At 69.1% G+C, this 20,805-nt stretch carries 18 protein-coding genes; 12 read left to right on the plus strand and 6 right to left on the minus strand.

What is annotated here, in order from left to right:
- Positions 1–44: 44 nt before the first annotated feature.
- The 5 genes from xylA (at position 45) to GT755_RS11495 (ending at position 5,702) form a co-directional block, all read left to right on the plus strand.
- Entirely contained in the window at positions 45–1,187 is a 1,143-nt protein-coding gene (gene xylA / locus GT755_RS11475; RefSeq protein ID WP_030456334.1) for a xylose isomerase, read from the plus strand.
- Positions 1,187–2,548 carry a xylulokinase gene (gene xylB, locus GT755_RS11480; protein WP_161479703.1) on the plus strand — a complete coding sequence of 454 codons (1,362 nt, stop codon included), beginning with the start codon at positions 1,187–1,189 and terminating at the stop codon, positions 2,546–2,548. The genes xylA and xylB overlap by 1 nt, the downstream gene beginning before the upstream one ends.
- A gap of 132 nt (positions 2,549–2,680) precedes the next feature.
- Positions 2,681–3,358 (plus strand): DUF998 domain-containing protein, encoded by a 678-nt coding sequence (locus GT755_RS11485; RefSeq protein WP_161479704.1) that lies wholly within the window; start codon positions 2,681–2,683, stop codon positions 3,356–3,358.
- A 122-nt stretch (positions 3,359–3,480) separates the two neighbouring features.
- The gene (locus tag GT755_RS11490; protein WP_161479705.1) at positions 3,481–5,343 is read left to right on the plus strand and encodes a sensor histidine kinase; all 1,863 of its coding nucleotides are present in this window, start codon (positions 3,481–3,483) and stop codon (positions 5,341–5,343) included.
- Positions 5,340–5,702 carry a DUF742 domain-containing protein gene (locus tag GT755_RS11495; RefSeq protein ID WP_161479706.1) on the plus strand — a complete coding sequence of 121 codons (363 nt, stop codon included), beginning with the start codon at positions 5,340–5,342 and terminating at the stop codon, positions 5,700–5,702. Before GT755_RS11490 ends, GT755_RS11495 begins: the two co-directional genes overlap by 4 nt.
- Before the next feature lie 10 nt (positions 5,703–5,712).
- Here GT755_RS11495 and GT755_RS11500 read toward each other — a convergent pair whose 3' ends face one another.
- From GT755_RS11500 to GT755_RS11515, 4 genes are read right to left on the minus strand one after another with little or no spacing between them, the layout of a single operon-like run.
- Positions 5,713–6,288 (minus strand): GTP-binding protein, encoded by a 576-nt coding sequence (locus GT755_RS11500; RefSeq protein ID WP_061296721.1) that lies wholly within the window; start codon positions 6,286–6,288, stop codon positions 5,713–5,715.
- The gene (locus tag GT755_RS11505) at positions 6,269–6,637 is read right to left on the minus strand and encodes a DUF742 domain-containing protein (RefSeq protein ID WP_062341071.1); all 369 of its coding nucleotides are present in this window, start codon (positions 6,635–6,637) and stop codon (positions 6,269–6,271) included. The genes GT755_RS11500 and GT755_RS11505 overlap by 20 nt, the downstream gene beginning before the upstream one ends.
- A complete protein-coding gene (locus GT755_RS11510) occupies positions 6,634–7,041 on the minus strand; it encodes a roadblock/LC7 domain-containing protein (protein ID WP_030456327.1) in 408 nt (135 codons plus the stop codon). Before GT755_RS11510 ends, GT755_RS11505 begins: the two co-directional genes overlap by 4 nt.
- Complete coding sequence (locus GT755_RS11515) at positions 7,038–9,428, minus strand: sensor histidine kinase (RefSeq protein ID WP_161479707.1); 2,391 nt, start codon at positions 9,426–9,428, stop codon at positions 7,038–7,040. The genes GT755_RS11510 and GT755_RS11515 overlap by 4 nt, the downstream gene beginning before the upstream one ends.
- Positions 9,429–9,605: 177 nt before the next feature.
- Between GT755_RS11515 and GT755_RS11520 the strand changes: the two genes are divergently transcribed.
- The 6 genes from GT755_RS11520 to GT755_RS11545 all read left to right on the plus strand — a co-directional run bounded on the left by GT755_RS11520 (position 9,606) and on the right by GT755_RS11545 (position 15,553).
- Complete coding sequence (locus tag GT755_RS11520) at positions 9,606–10,409, plus strand: SDR family NAD(P)-dependent oxidoreductase (protein ID WP_161479708.1); 804 nt, start codon at positions 9,606–9,608, stop codon at positions 10,407–10,409.
- 31 nt (positions 10,410–10,440) lie between these two features.
- Entirely contained in the window at positions 10,441–11,736 is a 1,296-nt protein-coding gene (locus tag GT755_RS11525; protein WP_161479709.1) for an alpha/beta hydrolase, read from the plus strand.
- Positions 11,733–12,185, plus strand: coding sequence for a hypothetical protein (locus GT755_RS11530; RefSeq protein ID WP_161479710.1), 453 nt, complete (start codon positions 11,733–11,735; stop codon positions 12,183–12,185). The genes GT755_RS11525 and GT755_RS11530 overlap by 4 nt, the downstream gene beginning before the upstream one ends.
- A 72-nt stretch (positions 12,186–12,257) precedes the next feature.
- Positions 12,258–13,580 (plus strand): alpha/beta hydrolase, encoded by a 1,323-nt coding sequence (locus tag GT755_RS11535; RefSeq protein ID WP_161479711.1) that lies wholly within the window; start codon positions 12,258–12,260, stop codon positions 13,578–13,580.
- Between the two features lie 278 nt (positions 13,581–13,858).
- Positions 13,859–14,017, plus strand: a complete 159-nt coding sequence (locus GT755_RS11540) for a hypothetical protein (protein WP_161479712.1) — start codon at positions 13,859–13,861, stop codon at positions 14,015–14,017.
- 225 nt (positions 14,018–14,242) lie between these two features.
- The gene (locus GT755_RS11545; RefSeq protein WP_161479713.1) at positions 14,243–15,553 is read left to right on the plus strand and encodes an acyltransferase family protein; all 1,311 of its coding nucleotides are present in this window, start codon (positions 14,243–14,245) and stop codon (positions 15,551–15,553) included.
- A 218-nt stretch (positions 15,554–15,771) separates the two neighbouring features.
- On the opposite strand, the gene GT755_RS11550 is transcribed toward GT755_RS11545, so the two are convergent.
- Together GT755_RS11550 and wecB are read right to left on the minus strand one after the other, a co-directional pair.
- Positions 15,772–17,847 (minus strand): glycosyltransferase family protein, encoded by a 2,076-nt coding sequence (locus GT755_RS11550; protein WP_161479714.1) that lies wholly within the window; start codon positions 17,845–17,847, stop codon positions 15,772–15,774.
- A 76-nt stretch (positions 17,848–17,923) separates the two neighbouring features.
- Entirely contained in the window at positions 17,924–19,066 is a 1,143-nt protein-coding gene (gene wecB / locus GT755_RS11555) for a non-hydrolyzing UDP-N-acetylglucosamine 2-epimerase (protein WP_161479715.1), read from the minus strand.
- Positions 19,067–19,185: 119 nt separating this feature from the next.
- On the opposite strand from wecB, the gene GT755_RS11560 reads away from it, so the two are divergent.
- A complete protein-coding gene (locus tag GT755_RS11560) occupies positions 19,186–20,781 on the plus strand; it encodes a glycosyltransferase family 4 protein (protein ID WP_161479716.1) in 1,596 nt (531 codons plus the stop codon).
- The last annotated feature ends 24 nt before the right edge of the window (positions 20,782–20,805 follow it).

Raw genomic sequence — 20,805 nt, forward strand, 5'->3', positions numbered from 1 at the left:
GTTCCATATTTAGTCCACAACGTAGACTAATTCGGAGGCGCCCCGTGTACACCCCCTCACCCGAGGACAAGTTCACATTCGGTCTGTGGACCGTCGGCTGGCAGGCGCGCGACCAGTTCGGTGACGCGACCCGTGCCCCGCTCGACCCGGTCGAGACCGTGCACAAGCTGGCCGAGCTCGGGGCCTATGGCGTGACCTTCCACGACGACGACCTGCTCGCCGTGGAGCCCGACCGCGACCGGGCGATCGAGAACTTCAAGAAGGCCCTGGCCGACACCGGCCTCAAGGTGCCCATGGCGACCACCAACCTGTTCACCCACCCGGTGTTCAAGGACGGCGGCTTCACCAGCAACAACCGCGAGATCCGCCGTTACGCCATCCGCAAGGTGATCCGCAACCTCGACCTCGCGGCCGAGCTGGGCGCCAAGACCTACGTGTGCTGGGGTGGCCGCGAGGGCTCCGAGTCCGACGCCGCCAAGGACATCCGCGCCGCGCTCTCCCGTTACAAGGAGGCCATGGACATCCTGAGCCAGTACGTCATCGACAAGGGCTACGACATCCGCTTCGCGATCGAGCCCAAGCCGAACGAGCCCCGCGGCGACATCCTGCTCCCGACCGTGGGCCACGCGCTGGCGTTCATCAACGAGCTCGAGCACCCCGAGATGGTCGGCCTCAACCCCGAGACCGGTCACGAGCAGATGGCCGGCCTGAACTACTTCCACGCCATCTCGCAGGCGCTGTGGCACGGCAAGCTGTTCCACCTCGACCTCAACGGGCAGCGCGGCATCAAGTACGACCAGGACCTCATCTTCGGTCACGGCGACGTGCAGAACGCGTTCTTCCTGGTCGACCTGCTGGAGCACGGCGGCTACGAGGGCCCCCGCCACTTCGACTACAAGCCGGTCCGGACCGACGACAAGCAGGACGCCTGGGACTCGGTCGCGGCGAACATGCGCACCTACCTGATCCTCAAGGAGAAGGCCAAGGCCTACCGGGCCGACCCGGAGGTCCAGGAGGCGCTGGCCGCCAGCAAGGTCGACGAGCTGGGCGCCCGCACCCTCGGCGAGGGCGAGACCCTCCAGGACCTGCTGAACGACGAGTTCGACCTCGACGGCGTGGCGGCCCAGGGCTTCCACTTCACCCGTCTGTCGCAGCTCGCCCTCGAGCACCTGCTCGGCGTGCGGTAATGACACTCGTCGCGGGGGTCGACTCGTCGACCCAGAGTTGCAAGGTCGTGGTGCGCGACGCCGAGACCGGCGCGCTGGTCCGCGAAGGCAGGGCCAAGCACCCCGAGGGCACCGAGGTCCACCCGAGCCACTGGTGGACGGCGCTGCAGGAGGCCATCGCCCAGGCGGGCGGCCTCGACGACGTCGCGGCGGTCTCGGTGGGCGGCCAGCAGCACGGCATGGTCTGCCTCGACGAGAACGGCGAGGTGGTCCGTCCGGCGCTGCTGTGGAACGACACCCGGTCGGCCCAGGCGGCCCGCGACCTGATCGCGGAGCTGGGCGGCCCGGAGAAGTGGGCGGAGGCGGTGGGCAGCGTGCCCGTCGCGTCGTTCACCGTCACCAAGCTGCGCTGGCTGGCCCAGCACGAGCCGGAGAACGCCGCGCGCACCGCGTCGGTCTGCCTCCCGCACGACTGGCTGACCTGGAAGCTCGGCGGCACCCCCGCGACCGTCACCACCGACCGCGGGGAGGCGTCGGGGACCGGCTACTGGTCCCCGGCCACCGGGGCCTACCGGCTCGACCTGCTGAAGCTGGCCATCGGCCACACCCCGCAGGTCGCCAAGGTCCTCGGGCCGAGGGAGCAGGCCGGGACGTACAACCAGGCCCTGCTCGCGCCCGGCACCGGTGACAACATGGCCGCCGCCCTCGGCGTCGGCGCCCACCCCGGCGACGTGATCGTCTCCATCGGCACGTCCGGCACGGCCTTCGCCGTCGCCGAGCACCCGTCGGCGGACTCCTCCGGAGGCGTGGCCGGTTTCGCCGATGCCACCGGCCGGTTCCTGCCGCTCGTCGCCACGATGAACGCCGCCCGCACGCTCGACGCGGTCGGCAGGGTCCTGGGCGTCGGTCCGGCCGAGCTCAGCGATCTGGCCCTGGGGGCGCCTCCCGGGGCCGGAGGGCTGACGCTGGTGCCGTACCTGGAGGGCGAGCGCACTCCGAACCGGCCCGACGCGACCGGCTCCTTCCACGGGCTGCGGCTGGCCAACGCGACGCCGGGGCACTTCGCCCGCGCGGCCGTCGAGGGCATGCTCTGCGGTCTCGCGGACGCGCTCGACGCCCTCGGCCTGGCACCCAACCGGGTGCTGCTGATCGGCGGCGGCGCGCGCTCGGAGGCCGTGCGCACCATCGCGCCGAGCGTGTTCGGCGTGCCGGTGCACGTGCCCCCGCCCGGGGAGTACGTCGCCGACGGCGCCGCCCGCCAGGCCGCCTGGCTGCTCACCGGTGGCGAGGAGCCGCCGGAGTGGGCCTCCGGTGAGGTCACCGTCTTCGAGGGCGACCCCATCCCCGGCCTGCGCGAGCGGTACAGAGAAGCCGCGGCGTGACCTCGCCGGGGGTGGGCCTGGGCCCACCCCCGGCCCTGGGGCGACCCTGATCCCCCCTAGGGGGTTTGCATCAGGGGCGAATGGGGTCTTAACCGGATGCATATCCGGCGGCCGAAGAGGCACTCTCGAAGTATGGTCAAGAGGCTCTCCCCCGTGATCGCGATCTCCGGTCTGGTGCTCGCGATGGCCGCCGTCGTGGCCGGTCAGCTTGATCCCTCCTCTCACCTCGACCCGGTCGCGCTGTCGATCAGCGAGTACGCCGCCCAAGAGCGCGGCGTGCTGACCGAGTTCGCCCTCGCGATGCTGGGCCTGGCCTCACTGGCCCTGCTCGCCGGACTGAAGGCCGCCGCCGCGCCGGTCGACGGCTGGCCCGAGCGGCTGATCCTCCTCTGGTCCCTCACCCTGCTCGCCGTCGCCGTCATCCCGTGGACGCGCGCGCAGGACTACCTCGTGGCGGTCGCGTTCCTGGCGCTGCCCGTCGCGACCGCGCAGCTCGCCGGCCGGTTCGGCGACCACGACGAGTGGCGGCCGGTGGCCCGCACGCTCGAATGGCTGACCCTGCTCGCGGGGCTCGGCCTGGCCGCCGTCACCTACGCGGCTCTGCCCGGCCGGGGCGTGCTGATCGGCGCGGCCGAGCGCGGCCTGCTCGTCGTCGAGTTCGCCCTGGTGGCCTCGATCACCTGGCAGCTTCTCCGAGTCGGGCTCATGACCGCGATCACTACAGTTCCGGGAGTCGTCCGTCAGCCCGTTGCCGAGCCGACACAAAACGCCACGTCCGAGGCCGTGAGCCCGCACGCTCACGCCGCGTGACCACACAATCGTGATCCTCGAATGAATCAAACCGGGGCAAACTGCTAACCTCATCGGCTACGTACGGCCGATGAGGTGCCATGGCTTCGAGCAGATCCATCCGGTTCAAGATTTCCACGCTGTTGATCATTCCACTGGTCTCCCTGGTGGGCCTTTGGGGTTTCGCGGCGGTCATCACGACCGGTGAATCGCTCGACCTGCTCAAGGTGGAACGCCTCTACGACGGCCTCGGCCGCCCCGGCGACACGCTCGTGCTGGCCCTCCAGCGGGAGCACCTGCTGTCGGCCGAGTACGCCGCCACCGGCACCCGCCAGGCCTTCGACACCCTCGTGGAACAGCGTCTGGTCACCGACCGGGCCCGCAAGGACCTGCGCCGCCAGGCGGCGACCCCCGACGTGCAGGACGCGCTGACCCCGGCCATGGCCGGGCGCTTCAGCGACGTCATGGCGGCCGTCGACGAACTCGACGACCTGCGCAACGACATCGACACCAAGGCGGTCGGGCTGACCGCACTCGGCGAGCGGTTCGGCCTGCTGCCGACCGCGATGCAGGCGCTCGACCACACCATCACGCTCAACAACGACGTGCCGCTCTACCAGCAGTCGCGCAGCCTGGGCCTGCTGTCGTTCGCCAAGGACTTCCTGGCCCGCGAGAGCGCCCTGGGCGCCGGCGTGCTCATCAACGAGCGGCCGTTCACCGTCGAGGAGAGCCGGGCCTTCATCCGCTACTCCGGCACCCGCGACTTCCTGTTCCTCCAGGGCATGAAGGAGCTCGACCCCGAACTGCGCAAGCCGTTCGAGGACATGCTGGTCTCCGACGCCTACCGGTCGTACATCCGGCTGGAGACGCGGATCGTGAGCGCCGCGCCGGTCAGCCACGCGGCGTGGCGGCGGGCCGTCGACGCCACCGAGAAGGCCTTCCGCGACGCGCTGCTGTCGAGCGAGCAGCGCCTGTCGGTGCGGGCCGAACCGGTGGCGGTGAGCACGTTCGTCCGCACCGGCGTCGCCGGGCTGCTCGGGCTGGTCGCCGTCGTGCTGACCCTCTTCGTGTCGGTACGCCTCGGGCGCGCCCTGACCCGGGAACTCGCCACCCTGCGCGGTGCGGCACGGCAACTGGCCGAGGTCCGGCTGCCCCGGGTGGTGGAGCGCCTGCGGCGCGGCGAGAAGGTCGACGTGGCCGCCGAGGCGCCCGCGCTGGAACCGCCGGGCACCACGGGCGAGGTCGCCGACCTCGCGCACGCCTTCAGCGCCGTGCAGCACACCGCGATCGACGCGGCCGTCGACCAGGCCCGGCTGCGCGAGAGTGTGGGCCTCGCGCTGCGCAACCTCGCCCGGCGGAGCCAGGGGCTGCTGCAGCGGCAGCTCAAACTGCTCGACGGCATGCAACGACGTACCGAGGACCCGGGCACTCTGGAAGAGCTCTTCCGGCTCGACCACCTGACCACCCGCATGCGGCGGCACGCCGAAGGCCTGATCGTCCTGTCGGGCGGCACGCCGGGCCGGACCTACCGGCAGGCCGTGGCCGTCGCGGAGATGCTCCAGGGCGCCGTGGCCGAGGTGGAGGACTACCCGAGGGTCCGGATCTACCCGATGCCGGAGGTGGCCGTCCAGGGCGCCTCCGTCGCCGACTACATCCACCTGTTCGCCGAGCTCATCGAGAACGCCACGACCTACTCGCCGCCGCAGACCGAGGTCTCGGTCCGGGGCGAGACGGTCGCCAAGGGGTTCGCGGTCGAGATCGAGGACCGGGGCCTGGGGCTCGGCCCGGCCGAGCTAGAAAAGATCAATTCACGACTGGCCAGCCCGCCGGAGTTCGATCTGGCCGACACCGACCGGCTCGGCCTGGTCGTCGTCGGACGGCTGGCCACCCGACTGGGAGTACGTGTGGAACTGCGGCAGTCGCCGTTCGGCGGAACCACCGCCATTGTGCTCATCCCGTCCTCGGCGCTCGCGCCGGAGCCGGTGCTGGAAGGGGTCCGCGCATGACCGCGTCGTCGGAGGAGTGGGTCGACGACGGGCCGGTCGTCCGGTCCTACGCGCTCACCAGGGGGCGGGCCACGACCGACGCGCCCCTCGACCTCATGTCGGTGGTCGCCGCCACCGGCGCCAGGATCCAGCCGGGGGCCGACCTGAACCGCGAGCACCAGCGGCTGCTGGGGCTCATCCCGCGCTCGCGCCAGGTGGCCGACGTCGCCTCCGACGCCGACCTGCCTCTCGGCGTGGTCCGGATCCTGCTGGGCGACCTGCTCGACCACGGCCTGATCCTGGTCCGCCCCGCGAACACGGCGAAGCCCCCCGCGGAGAACATCCTCCGCGAGGTCATCAACGGCCTGCGCGCGCTGTGAGGCGCGCGCTCTAGCGTTGGGTGGCGGTCAGGGTCTTCAGCGCGTGCTCGACCAGGGTCACCAGCACGACCTTGGCCGACGCCCGGCGACGCACGTCGCAGAGCATGACCGGGATCTCCGGGTCGAGGTCGAGCGCGATGCGGACGTCGTCGGGCTCGTAGCGCTCGGCGCCGTCGAAGCAGTTGACCGCGACGATGAACGGGGTGCCCCGCTGCTCGAAGTAGTCGATCGACGGGAAGCAGTCGGTCAGCCTGCGGGTGTCGGCCAGCACGACCGCGCCGAGCGCGCCGTACGACAGCTCGTCCCACATGAACCAGAAACGCTCCTGGCCGGGCGTGCCGAACAGGTAGACGACGAGCCCCTCGCGGATCGTGATGCGGCCGAAGTCCATGGCGACCGTGGTGGTCGTCTTCGTCTCGACGCCGTCGAGGTCGTCCACGCCCACACCGCGGTCGGACAACACTTCTTCGGTCCGCAGCGGGCGGATCTCGCTGATCGCCCCGACCAGCGTGGTCTTGCCGACGCCGAAGCCGCCGGCGACGAGGATCTTGAGAGCGACCGGCTCGTCAGAGGGCGCGAAGGCCATTGATCACTTCCTTGAGAATGCGCGCGCTTGGCAGCGGCGCAACCTGAGCCGGCGGGCGCACCCGCACCAGCCCCTGGTCTTGCAGATCACCGAGGAGTACCCGCACCACCCCGAGGGCGAGGTTCAGATCCGACGCGATGTCGGCGACCGAGGCGGTGTCGGCCGCCAGCTCGAGGATGGTGGCCTGCTCCGGCGTGATGTCGGCCCGGTCGCGCGGACTGACACCGGTGGTGGTGATCAGCGCGATCAGGTCGAGGTCGTCGCCGGAGGAGCGGGCCCGGCCGCCGATGAGCGCGAAGGGACGGACGACGGGCCCGGCGTCGTCGTCCAGCCACTCCTTGCGCGTCACGGTGTGGCCCTCCTGGGGTTGGTCGAGATGTGTTGCCCCACCCTCTTGACCAGCATCGCCATCTCGTAGGCGATGTGACCGACGTCGGCGTCCGAGGCGGCCAGCACGGCCAGGCAGGTGCCCTGCCCGGCGGCCGTCACGAACAGGAAGGCGGCCTCCATCTCGACGATGGTCTGGCGGACCTCACCGCCGCCGAAGTGCCGTCCGGCCCCCCTGGCCAAGCTCTGGAACCCGGCGGCCACCGCCGACAGGTGCTCGCTGTCTTCACGTGAGAGTCCCTGGGATGCACCCACGACCAGACCGTCAGTGGAGAGGATCACCGCCTGACGGACGGCCCCCACCCGGCTGATGAGGTCATCGAGCAACCAGTTCAGTTCGCCGGACCCCGAGACTTTCCCGGTCATTCCTCACCCTTCTCGCCGTTCGCGTTATCTGCGTAGTCTGCATCCTCACGGCCCCTGCGCGCTCCCTGTTGGAAGGCGGAGAACATCGCGCGAGCCTGTTCCGGCGACCGTTCCTCCGGCGTCTCGGCGACGGGCGCGGTCAAGGGGGTGTCCATGAGCTGCGGTGCCAAGTTCGCCTGCCGGACCCGGCGGGGCAGCCCGTTGTGGGTGCCGCTGGCGACCGAGGTCGGCATGTTGTTCGGCAGAGTCGGCCGGGCGGCCGTGGTGCGGGTCCGGGTGGGCAGGCCGCGCGCGGAGAGCGCCGGCTTCTCCTCGGGCTCCATCGGCGGCACCAGCTCGACGGGCGGGACCGCCTCGATGCGCCGCTCCGACGGGGTGAAGTAGGGGGAGGGCTCGGGCTCCTCCACCGAGGGCTTCTCCTCGGCCCGGAAGACGACCTCCTCTTCGGGCTCCTGCTTCTTGTGCCGGGGCTCGTGGTCGCCGAGGTCGCTCAGGTCGCCGCTCTCGGCCGCGGTCAGCGCGGCGTGCGCGCCGTTCCGCGACGGTACGGCGCCTCCCGGCGTCCCGTCGGAGACGAGGCTGCGCGGGATGAGCACGATGGCGGTCGTGCCGCCGTACGGGGACGACCGGAGCACCACGCTGATGCCGTAACGGGCCGCGAGCTGGCCGACCACGAACAAACCGAGCCGGTCGGAGTCGGCCAGGTCGAACTCGGGCGGGCTGGCGAGTTTGTCGTTGATCTCGGCGTACTCCTCGGGGGCCAGCCCGAGACCGCGGTCTTCCACCTCCAGCACCAGCCCGTTGGCCACCAGTTCGGCCCGGACCTGCACCTTGGTCTGCGGCGGCGAGAAGATCGTGGCGTTCTCGATCAGCTCGGCCAGCAGGTGGACGACGTCGGCGACGGCCGCGCCGGTCAGCGAGGCGCCTGGCATCGGCAGCACGGTCACCCGCGTGAAGTCCTCGACCTCGGCGACGGCGGCGCGCATGACGTCCACGACCGGAACGGGCTTGCGCCACGAGCGGCCGGGCGCGGCGCCCGAGAGGATGATGAGGCCCTCCGCGTGACGGCGCATGCGGGTCGTGAGGTGGTCGAGGCGGAACAGGTCCTCCAGCGACTCCGGGTCCTTCGACCGGCGCTGCATCGAGTCGAGCAGGGTGAGCTGGCGGTGCAGCAGGCTCTGGTTGCGGCGGGCCAGGTTGAGGAACACGTGGCCGACGCCGCGCCGCAGGGCCGCCTGCCCGACGGCCGCCTCGATGGCGGTCCGCTGCACGGAGCTGAAGGCGTGGCCGACGTCCTCGACCTCCATCGAACCGCCGGCGTCGATGGGCGGCGCCTCGTGCTCGACGTCGACGTCCTCGCCCTTCTTGAGGCGGTCGACGACCTGGGGCAGCCGCTGGTCGGCCAGTTCGAGCGCGGCGTTGCGCAGGTCGGCCAGGTCGGCGACGAGCCGGCGGCCGAACCGCACCGAGAAGACGATCGTCGCCACGACGGCGATCAGACCCACACCACCCGCGATGGCGATCCGGCCGAGGATCCCGGTGGCCAGTTCGGCCGAGTGGGCGTTGAGCGCCTCGGTGGCCGGCCCGCGCGCCCGGTCGAGCTCGCCGACCAGGCTGTCGGTGGTGGGCTGCCAGCGCATCACGTCGGCCGGCAGCGCGCCGCCCAGCCGCTGCTGCGACAGGATCAGGTCTTCGAGCTCCGAGAACCGCGCGTAGAGGTCGGAGTTGAGCACCCGCTCATACGGCCCGCGCACGTCGGGCAGCAGCGTCGGCAGGTTCTTCGCGTAGTAGTGCTTGCGCAGCGCCACGAACTCCGCGAACGCGTTGTGCGCCTCGGCCGACATCTGGTTCTGCGCCAGCGAGCCCTTCACCAGGGCGTCCTCGCGGGCCAGCATCTCGTGCGCGGTGCCCATGGTCACCAGGGCACTGGCCTGCTGGAACATGGCCACGTCGGGGATCTGGACCATCTGCTCGTAGACGTCGAACAGCTCGTCCAAGATCGTGTTGTAGGCGACAATGGCCTGCAGCACGTTGAACTTGCCGACCGAGACCGAGTCGCGGATGTTCGAGAGCTCGTCCAACGCGCCGAGCAGGTCGTCCATCGATCGCTGGAGGGTGTCGGACATGATCGACCGATTGTCCGACGCCGTCGCGACCTTGACGAAGGAGTTCACGGTCGACGTCGTCTGCGCCTGCAGCGCGTTGAGCTCGGGGGAGGACGTCCGGTTCTGGCTCAGCAGCTCGGCCACCATGGCGCGCTCGGCCTGGAGCCGGAGCCCGAGATCCGTGGAGCTGACGCCGACGGACTCGTACAGCTGGCCCGTGCGTAACAGGGCCAGGCCGTCACCGACGGTGAGGTTGAGGACGAATCCCCACAGTGCGCTCAACGTCAGAAGAGGCAGAAGCAACAAGAGAAAGATCTTGAACCGAATCGACCGGTTTCTTGAACCCATGGCCACTCCTGCAGTGCGTGGAGGCTCGCGCCGCATTTGGGGGGAAATGCACCTCCGGAAGATCGCACAGGAGACTAGCACCGATACAGTTCGAGCGCAGTGGAGGAATTGATGATTAGCGTGATCACCGGGGCCAGTTCGGGCGTTGGTGCTGCTGCGGCGCTGGATCTTGCCCAAAAGGGATACCAACTTGTGTTGGTTGGGAGGGATCGCGAACGCTTAGAGTCGACTGCGTCCCGTGTCCGTTCTGTCGCCGACAGTGAGGTGACCGTCGAGGTTTCGGACTTCGCGAGGTTGGCCGACGTCCGCGATCTGGCCTCCCGAATCCGCGCGAAGTACGACCGGATCGACGTCCTGGCGAACAACGCCGGCGTGATGGTGCCCGACCGCCGCATGACTGCGGACGGTCACGAACTCATGATCCAGGTCAACCACCTCTCGCCGTTCCTGCTGACGAATATTCTTCTAGATCGCGTCGGGCGTGTCGTGACGACGAGTTCCCGCGCCGCGAAGACGGCCCGCCTCGACCCCGACGACCTCTCGCGAGAACGCCGCCGGTGGAACGGCTGGCTGCAGTATGGCGAAACCAAACAAGCGAACGCTCTATTCACGGTCGCCCTCGCCGCGCGCGGCTGTAAAGCGACCTGTTTCCATCCCGGGGTCATCAAGACGTCATTTGCCGGCGGCACCCTGTTCATGAAACTCGTCACCCTGCCGGGCCTCCACGAGCCGGTGGAGAAGGCGGCGGCCCGCCTGACCCACCTGGCGACCTCGCAGGACGGCGAGCAGCTGGCCGGGACCTACTTCCGCGACAACCGCCCCGACAAGGTGCCGGCCCGGATGAAAGACCCTGACCTGGCCGAACGCCTCTGGAAGGTGAGTGCAGAAGCGGTCGGGCTCGAAAGTAAGCCCTAACGGGATGTGATCGTTCGTTTACCATCTGCTGGTGACGTTCTGCCTGGCGGATGCCGTGTCGATGCGCCTGCTGGCCACCCGCCTTGACGAGGCGGCCGGAGAGATCACCCGCCTCCAGGGCGGTTCGGTGACCGCGGGCCTGCCCCTGACCGCACCGCGCGAACTCGCCCACTACGAGGGGCCGCTGCGCGAACTGGTCGAATGGTGCCACTCGTCGGCCGCCGACCTGAGAAGGAGAGCGGCCGTCGCGGCCCAGGCCGACCTGATCGAACGCGGCCCCTTCGCGGGGGCGAGCCCCTACGAGGCGCTGAAGTCGGCGGCCGCGGGCGGGGTGGATGACGAACTCGCGGCCTTCGACCGGTTGGGGGCCGACGGGGACGCGGCGGCGTTCTTCGCGGGGCTGACGCCGGGGCGGGCCCTCGCGGTGGCGTTGGCGCGGGCGGGGGAGGTGGGAGCGCGGGCGGGGGTGCCGTTCGAGCTGCGCTTCGCTGCGAACCGGCATCTTGTGCGGCTCGCGCTTGCGGAGGCGGTTCGGGTGGGGGACGGGGCGGCGGCGGACAGATACACGAAGCTGCTGGCCCCTGACCGGCAACTTCTGCTGTTCGACCCACGCGGCGCGGGCCGCATCGCCGAGGTTTTGGGAGACCTCGCCGCCGCCACGTCGGTCGCCATCATGGTGCCCGGCACCGGGAGCAGACTCGCCAACTACCTCAGGGGCGCCGGTGCCGACCTCCGCAACGTGCACGAATCGACGGCGCGCATGTCCAGAGGCGCCTCGGCGACGATCATGTGGGTGGGCGCGGAACTGCCGTCTGGCCTGGGAGCGGCGGCGCTGAGATTCCACGCCGAACGCGGCGCGCCCAAACTGCGGGAGTTCACCGAAGGTCTCGCTCTCCAGCCCGACGTGCGCACCACCTTGATCGGCCATTCATATGGGAGCGTGGTCACGGGGCACGCGGTCAAGGCGGGCCTCCATCCCGACAATCTCATCGCCGTCGCCAGCCCCGGGTGGGGCGTCGACTTCGCCGCCGAACTCAACGCCCCGAAGACGCGCCTGTTCGCGATGCGTCATGAAGGTGACGTCATCAAACTCGTCCCGCCCGTGGACGACGTGATGTCGGTGATGGGCATCGTCCCGCCCACGTCGATAGCGGGCCATGGGAGCGATCCCGTCTACCTGCGCGGTGTCGAGCGCCTGCCCTCAGGCGGAGAGCCGACGTTGGGAGTGGACATGCACGCACACTCCGACTACTTCGGACACTCGACGGCGTCTCACGTGGCCACGTGGAACATCGCTCGTGTCGTCGTGGGAGAGGCAGGCCGATGAGACATTTGCTGGCCTTCGTGTTCCTGCTCGCGATGGGGGGATGCCACATGTGGTCCGAAGAGGAACCGGTGATCGCCGAGGCCATCGCCGATTTGGACGCCGCTCTCACCCGCACCGTGCAGGCGGCCGGCTTGCCCGTTGACGTGGCGAGGAAACCGAGGCCTCATCCGTGCCACTCGGAGACCCGCCATGGCGCGAGCGTCGACATCGACGGCGCATCGGAGGAGCCGGCCAAGACGGTCGCGGAGGTCTTGGCATCGTGGCGTCGGGAGGGGCTGACGGTCGTGTCCGACCGGACACGAGATCAGAAGTGGCCGCAGGCGACCGTTCGGGGGCGGTTGGTCGAGATGACGATCACGGGCTTCCCCGACCGGAAAGCGGTGTGGATCTGGGGAAGCACGGCCTGCCTGGAGGGCGAAGTGCCGGAGACCTGGCGCGATGTCCTATAGGCGCGGAGACCTTGCGACGGCTGCGCAGACGATGCAGATAACTTTGGGTGATGGTTCGTTTACCATCTGCTGGTGACCTTCTGTCTCGCGGATGCCACATCGATGCGCCTCCTGGCCTCCCGTCTTGATGCGGCAGCCGAGGAGATCAACCGCCTGCAGGGTGCCTCGGTGGCCGTCGGGCTTCCTCTTACCGCTTCGCCGGAGTTGGCGCACTACGAAGGACCGCTGCGCAACCTGGTCGAGTGGTGCCACTCTTCGGCGGCCGAGATCCGCAGAAGAGCGGCCGTGGCCGCGCAGGCCGACCTCATCGGCTGGAACCCTGCTGGCGACAACGCGGCCTACGACGCCCTGATGACGGCGGCGGCGGGCGGCCTCGACGACCAACTCTCCGCCTTCGACGCCCTTGGCGCGGAGGGTGACGTGGCGGCGTTCTTCGCCGCGCTCGCTCCGGTGCAGGCGCTCGGCGTGGCGTTGGCGCGGGCGGCGCAGGTGGGTGCCAGGGCCGGGGTCCCGTTCGAACTCCGCTTCGCGGCGAACCGCCAGCTTGTACGTCAGGCACATGCGGAGGCCCTTCGAGTCGGCGACAAGGCCACGGCGGCCAGATACGCCAAACTTCTCAGCCCCGACCGGCAACTTCTGCTCTTCGACCCGAGAGGCCTGGGCAAGATCGCCGAGGTCAAGGGCGACCTCGCCACCGCGAAGAACGTGGCCGTTTTCGTTCCGGGCACCGGCAACCATCTCGCCAACTATCTCGCCGGTTCCGAGGGCACCTTGCAGACCATCCACGGCGCGGCCGCCGGACTCTCCGCGAGCACCGCCACGATCTTCTGGATGGGTTCTCCGCTCCCCCAGAGTCTGGGAGCGGCGACGCTCGATCTGTCTGCCGATCGTGGCGCGCCAGAGTTGCGGGACTTCTTCCACGACCTTCGTCTCGCCCCCGAGGTGCGCACCACCCTGATCGGCCACTCCTATGGGAGCGTGGTCACCGGTCACGCGGTGCGGGAAGGTCTCCACCCGGACAACCTCGTCGCCGTGGCGAGTCCAGGGTGGGGCGTCGCGTCCGCCGGCGAGCTCAACGCTCCGCAGACGAAGTTGTTCGCCATGCGGCACCAGGGCGACATCATCAAGCTCGTCCCGACCGCCGATGAGACCCTCGGCATGCTGGTACCGCTGCCGGACACCGTCGCGGGTCACGGTGAAGACCCCGTCTACATGTCGGGGGTGGAACGTCTGTCGTCAGGATCGGAGGCCCACCCGGTCTATGGCATCGACCTGGATGCGCACTCCGACTACTTCGGCGGCAGTGAGGCAGGTCGTCTCGCCGGCCTGAACCTGGCCAGAGTGATCGTCGGTGACGACTACGAGACTTATGAAGAAGCGAGGGCTGCCCTGTGAAGCGGATCGTGGTCGCCCTTCTTCTAGCGGTCACTGGATGCGCCTCCGAGCCTCGGCCACCGATATCCGACGCACTCAGAGATCTCGATGCGGCGCTGGCGCGGGCGATACAAGTTAGTTCTCTAACCGGGCCTCCTAAACGCACCCCGGGACGATGGTGGTGCAAGCTCGGGGAAGGGCAGGCATTCCAGCTTGGTTTCACCGCTCCCGCCCGGGATCCGCGGGCGACGGTTGCCGCGGTTGGCGAACTCTGGCGCCGGGAGGGGCTCACCATTCAGATGGACCGCACACAGCACCCCAACCGCCCCGAAGTGGTCGTCCGTGGCCGGCTGATCGAGATGTCTGTGCATGGCTTCCCCGAGCGCGGCACCGTCTGGATCGCCGGGAACACCGCGTGCCTGGACGGGGAGGTTCCCGAAGCATGGCGAGATGTGTGAAGCGTCCTCGCGACCGGGCACAGCCTCGTTCAGCGGTAAGAGAGGTGTAGACCGATGCCAGCGCCCATAAGCAGCAAATCACCCATCTGGCCAATCGGACACCCCGTCCCAGAACCGAGAGTGATTCTCTCGCTCTGGAGCTCCCAAACGCTTCCCAGCAAGTGTTCGCCTGCCGTTTTCGTCAGCTCCCCGTTGTGTTCTCTTTCGCCCCGATAGCGTCCCCAGGTGGCAGCGGCAGTGACTTCTTCAAGCCCCCCGGTTGTCTCGCAGCGCGACCCCTTCCTCGACAACGCCAAGTTCTGGGCGATCGTCCTGGTCGTGTGCGGGCACCTGGTGGAGGATCTGCGCGACGTACCGTACGCGCACGCGCTCTACCTCTTCGTCTACACCTTCCACATGCCGCTGTTCATCACCATCAGCGGCTACCTGTCGCGGAACTTCACCAGGCTGAGAGCACAGAAGCTCGTCTCGACGCTGTTAGTCCCTTACGTCATCTTCGAGATCGCCTACTCGCTGCCGCGCTGGATCCTCTACGGCAAGTTCCAGCTCACCCTGCTCGACCCCTACTTCCTCACGTGGTTCCTGCTCTCCCTTTTCATCTGGCGGCTCTCGACCCCGGTCTGGTTCCAGGTCAAGTGGCCGCTGGCCGTCGCGGTCGGCATCTCCCTCATCAGCGGCGCCTCGGCGCTCCCCGACGAACTGTCGATGAACCGAACCCTGGGCCTGCTCCCGTTCTACGTCCTGGGCCTGGTGCTGACCCCGCAACACTTCGACCTCCTCAAGAGGAGGTGGGTCAGGCTCACCGGAGCGCTCGTGCTGGCCGTCGGGATCGGAATCACGTTCCTGGTCCACTACGAAGTGCCGACGGAGTGGATCCGCTGGCGGCACGCCTACACGAGGATCGGGGTCGACAACGTCACCGGAGCGGGCATCCGGTTGCTGATGCTGGTCATCGGCGCGGTCCTGGTGGCGGCCTTCCTGTCGATCATCACGTCGAGGAAGACGTGGTTCACCGCGCTGGGTGGCCTGACCATCTACGCCTACCTGCTGCACGGCTTCGTCGTGAAGGGCCTCGACCGCTTCCACGACCAGCTCAACAACCCCATCGGCGTGGCCGCCGTGATCGTCTTCGGCGTCGCCCTCACGGCCGTCCTGTGCACCCCGCCGTTCCGCCGGCTCTTCAAATGGGCGATCGAGCCCAACCTGAAGTGGGCCTTCAAATCCGACCCCGCGCGCCAGTCGCCCCCACCCGTTGAGCCGCCCCCCGGCGACCGCCCCCACGCCGCCACCCCCCAGTTCGGGCCCGACGATGGCGAACCGCAAACCGGCCGACCGCAGAGTGGTGTTTCTCGGACCTGGCCCCACGACGCCGCACCGCGGACCGGCCGACCGCAGGGTGACACCTCCCAGATCTGGCCGAACGAGGGCACGCATCCGCCCGCCCCGCCGGCTTGGCCGAACGACGGTGCACCACATCGAACCAACCAGCCGCAAGGTGGCACCTCCCACGTCTGGCCCAAGGATGGTGAACCGTAAACCGGTTCACCACAGGGCGGCACGGGTCAGACCTGGTCCAACGGTGGCGAACCACACCGAACGAGCCCGGCGCAGGGTGGCACGGCCCAGACCTGGCCGAACGAAAGCACACTTCCGCCCAGACGAGCGCACACCCCCCGCCCACCCCCACCACCCCTGAAAAGCAGAACGGCGCCCCTCATCGCAAGAGAGGTGGCGCCGTCGCGACGTACAGGGGATCAGATCATCACGTGCTCATCCGGGTGGGCCACGAACGAGAACACCGCGTTGCGGGTCAGCTTGTAGTCCGCCGCCTGCCACGTGTGTTGTGACGCGTCCGACCCGCGCATGTACACGAAGTTGAACCGGTCGGCCGAGTAGATGCGCACCCCTTCCTCCTTCAGTCTGCGCACCAGCCGCGTGTCCTCACCCGCGTTGACCGCTTCGAAGGGGTAGGTCCGCAGCAGGTCGGCGCGCGCCAAAATGGTCGCGCCCTGCACCAGGTGGGTGTACCGGTTCTCCAGGCCGGGCAGCCGGAACACCGTCGTGTTGGAGTCGGGGAAGTACGTGTAGTGCGCCCCCTTGCCGGTCAGCTCGCAGTCGGCGTAGTCGAAGACGCGCACCAGGTCCCACAGGTAGTTGGGGCCGTAGAGGTTGTCGTCGTCCATCTTGGAGATGAGTTCGCCCTCGGCCTGCGCGATGCCGAGGTTCAGGACCTCGCCCAAGGTGAAGTGGGGCGGTGCGTGCAGGACCTTCACGGCCGGGATGCCGGCGGCGAGCGCCTTGTCGCGCACCACGTCGGCGTCTTCCGACAGGCCGTGCAGGACGAGGATGAGTTCCAGGTTGCGGTGGCGCTGGCGGGCGACCTGGGAGATGGCGTGTTCGAGCTGGCCGGCGCGGTTGGTCGGCAGTACGACCGAGACGCTGAGCGAGCGTTCGGCGACGGGGTGGCCGAGGTCGCCGAGGATCTGGTCGACGCGGTGGGAGAACAGGTGCTTGTCGAAGACCTCGCGCATGGCGAGGTGGCCCTGGCGGGCGCGCAGTTCGGGGCTGTTGATGTAGTACAGCGCCCGGTTGTACGCCTCCTCCTGCGAGTGCGCGATCGGGATCAGCGGGCCGAAGGTCTCCTCGATGGCGCGCGACCAGCCGGACAACACGGTGGTGCCGCAGGCGGAGAGTTCGAACACGCGGCGGGCGCACATGGTCGGTGAGTCGATCACCGAGTTCACGTTAAGGAAGACCTTGTACATCTTGTACGCCGCCAGCATCTGCTCATAGGGCAGTTCGCCGACGATGTGGGGGCGGTACTCCTCGGGCCAGGCGTACTTGTCGGCGACGGAGGCGTTGCGGGCGAAGATGTGCAGGCCGAGCTCCCGGGTGGGGGCGATGACGGTCTCCATCTGCTCCCGGCGCTCGGGGTGCTTGTCGCGGAAGTACATGCCGCCGAAGACGACGTCGTACTTGCGGCCCCAGCGGGTCATGATCGGGTTGTGGATGCGCGGCTGCGCGGCGAACTGGAGCACGCCGACCCGGTCGTGGCCGAGGATCTCACGGTATTTCGGGATCATGTCGCCGTCGCAGGTGTACACCTGGTCGAACAGCTTGGCCGTGTCGATGAAGAAGTCGAAGTTCGGCGGGTCCTCCTTGTTCCAGAAGACCGTCGGGATGCCCTCGGAGCGGCACCATTCGACCAGGTCGCGCAGCTCCTGCTTGGGCGCGTTGGTGCCGGTCATCTGGTAGCGCCAGCGGCCCTGGTTGCCGTGCCAGGCCGACTCGCAGAACAGCACGTCGGGGCGCTTGTCGGCGAAGATCTCGCGCCAGTCGTGCAGGCCGAACTCGATCTGGTCCCACTCGTACTTGAAGGCGAGCCGGGAGAAGTCGTCCAGGATGACCGCGACCTTGAGGTCGGGGCGGTTCTGGATGCCCTCGGGGTCGGGCCACTTCAGGTTCGGGATCCTGACCGTCGGGCCGCGCTTCTCGGCCTCGGCCTGGACGTCGAAAGCCGACGGCGGCGCCTTGGGGGCCTTGTTGCCCCGCCACGCCTTGCGCAGGTCGCCCGGCAGCTTGACGATCTTCTTGGGGTTGGAGCCGGCCTTGGTGATGGCCTCGCCCACCCGGTACTGGCGCCCGGTCTGGGTGGCCTTGGCCTTCCAGAGGGCGTACTCGGCGCGGGCCTCCTGGTAGGCGAGCCGGGTCTCCAGCTCGCGGATCGTCTCCTCGTAGAACTCGACGGTGCGACGGTCCTCGGGCAGCCAGTTGACCGGGCCGAGGCGCTGGAATCTCGGCTCGTCGGGGGTCTCGTCGGTCTCAGACATGCCTCGTCCCTGCTCGTCGTCTCAAGGGTCGATATCGTACGGCGCAGGCCGTGGTCGTTTGGTGTGTTTGTCGGACTTAGTCCCCGACGACGTTCCGGGCGGCCGGGGAAAGGTTCTCGCCCTGCAGCCAGGCGGCGATCACCCGGGCGATGCGCGGGCCGGCCTTGCCGTCCCACAACATCGGCAGGTCACCGGAGGGCGTCTTCGCGCCTTCGGCCAGCGCGACCGTGGCGGCGGCGGGCAACGAGGCGGGGGTCACCAGGCGGTTGGTCCCGTGGGTCACCGTGATCGGGCGTTCGGTGTTCATCCGCACGGTCAGGCACGGCACCTCCAGCATGGTGGTCTCCTCCTGCACGCCGCCCGAGTCGGTCACGACCAGCGCCGCGCCCCTGACCAGCGACAGGAAGTCGATGTAGCCCAATGGGTCGATGATGCGCATCCGAGGGCCGTCGACCAGGCCGGCCTCCGCCAGGCGGGTGCGGCCACGCGGGTGCAGCGGCACGATGACCGGCACCTGCTCGGCGACGCCGAGGACCGCGTCCACGAGCTCCTTCGCGGCGGCGGGGTCGTCGACGTTGGCGGGGCGGTGGAGCGTGGCGACCGCGTATTCGCCCGAGATGCCCAGGCGCTCCTGCACGGGGGCCGGGTCGAGCTTGGGCAGCGCCGAGAACAGGCTGTCGATCATCGGGTTGCCGACCAGATGCACCTTGGACGAGGGGACGCCCTCGTTCGCCAGGTAGGACAGCGCCTCCGGCGAGGTGGCGAACAGCAGCTCGGAGAGGCTGTCGACCACGATGCGGTTGACCTCTTCGGGCATCGTGCGGTCGAACGAACGCAGGCCCGCCTCGACGTGGGCCGTCGGGACCCCCAGCTTCGCGCAGACCAGGATCGCGGCGAGGGTGGAGTTGACGTCGCCGTACACGACCACCAGAGACGGCTTCTCCCGCTCGACGACCTCCTCCAGACCGACGAGGAGCGCCGCGGTCTGCTTCGCGTGGGAGCCGCTGCCGACACCCAGATTCGCGATGGGTTCGGGCAGCCCGAGGTCGGCGAAGAACACGTCGGACATCAGGGCGTCGTAGTGCTGCCCCGTGTGGACGATGCCCTGACGGATGCCCAGGTCGGCCAGTCCGTTGACCACCGGAGCGGCCTTGGGGAAGTTGGGCCGGGCACCCAGGACGTGCAGGACGAGGGTGTCCTGGAGACGCGAATCCCTCACTGACCTTGCCTTTCATCCATGATGGGGGCAAACGTTGCCTATGGTACGGTCACGCCGTGGTAGCTGAGGCCAACAAGCCCATTCCGGCAAAGGCCGCGAAGGCCAGTGCCCGAAGGTTCATGAAGGGGTTCGTCAAGAGCCCGGTGACGACCTCCCGGATCTTCGTGGGGAAGGTCGTGCAGGACCCGCTTCGGGTGGCGCACGCAGCCGCGGAGACCGTGCCGAAGCCGCTTCGCCCTCTCGTGGGCAAGGTGGCGTGGCCGGTCGCGCGGGTCGCCAAGGTCACGATCCGCAAGATGTGGCGGCGGATGGCCAGGGTTCCCCTCAACGACTCCCGGGCCGTCTTCGACGCCGGGCACATGAGCCAGGCCATCGACATGCTCAAGCCGCATGAGCGCTGGGTCTTCATCAAGAAGCGGCTGGCCCTGTACGAGGGCGAGCGCGCCGCGCTGCTGCCCAACCCGATCCCGCCGAAGCCCAAGGTGATCATGGGTGAGCGGGTGCCGGGCCGCGCGCTGCACATCGTGACGAACGCGCTGCCCTTCACGCAGGCCGGTTACACCGTGCGCACCCACCGCATCGTGACCGCGCAGAAGGCCGCCGGGCTCGACCCCCACGTGGTGACGAGCTGGGGCTGGCCGGCCCTCCAGGGCTTCCCCGACGTGGAGCCCTACGAGGAGATCGACGGCATCCCCTACCGCCGTCTGCTGCCGACCGGCAGCGAGATCCCGATGGAGACCCGGGGCCGCATCACGCGCGGCGCCGAAGACGTCACCGAGCTGGTCCGCCAGCTCCGCCCGCAGGTCCTCCACGCCGCCACCGACCACCGCAACGGGTCGGTCGCGATGGCCGTGCGGGAGAGGACCAACACCCCGTTCGTGTACGAGGTCCGCGGCTTCCTGGAGGAGACCTGGGCCAGCCGCGACCCCGCGCGCGTCGGCACCGAGCGCCACCGCCTCATGCGGGAGCGCGAGGCCACCATCATGAACTCGGCCGACGCCGTGGTGACGCTGGCCGAGACGATGGTCGGCGAGATCGTCGAGCGCGGCGTCCCGCGTGAGCGCATCTTCCTGGCGCCCAACGCCGTCGACGCGTCGCTGCTGACCGCCGAGTACGACGGCGCGTCGCTGCGCCGCCAGTACGGCATCGGCGACCACGAGATCGTCATCGGCTCGGTGTCGTCGATCGTGGCCTACGAGGGCTTCGCGACGATGTTGTCGGCGGCCGCGTTGCTCAAGCAGTCGGGCACGCCCGTGAAGGTGCTTCTGGTGGGCGACGGCACCGAGCGCGAGAACCTCCTCGCGCAGGTGAACAAACTCGGTATAGGTGACATCGCGATCGTGCCGGGGCGCGTCGGGCCCGACGAGGCCCTGCAGGCCCAGGCGGCCATCGACATCTTCATCTGCCCCCGCGAGGACCTGCGCGTATGCCGTCTGGTGACGCCGCTGAAGCCGGTCGAGGCGATGGCGCTGGGCAAGCCGGTCATCCTGAGCGACCTGCCGGCCCTCGCCGAGCTCATCGGCGACGGCGAGCCGGGGATCCTCGTGCCCGCCGGGAACGCGCAGGCGCTGGCCAACGCGGTGGCGGAGCTCCGCGACGACCCCGAACGCCGCCGCAAGATGGGCGTGGCCGGCAAGGAGGAGGTTGCCGCGAAGCGAACCTGGAGCAGCCTTGCCAACACTTATCGGGAAATTTACGAATCACTCACCCGCTAGAGAAATCCACCAGGGACGCCGGAT

Origin of the sequence: Herbidospora solisilvae, from assembly GCF_009901565.1 — a bacterium.
In the GTDB taxonomy this organism is placed as follows: Bacteria; Actinomycetota; Actinomycetes; order Streptosporangiales; family Streptosporangiaceae; genus Herbidospora; species Herbidospora solisilvae.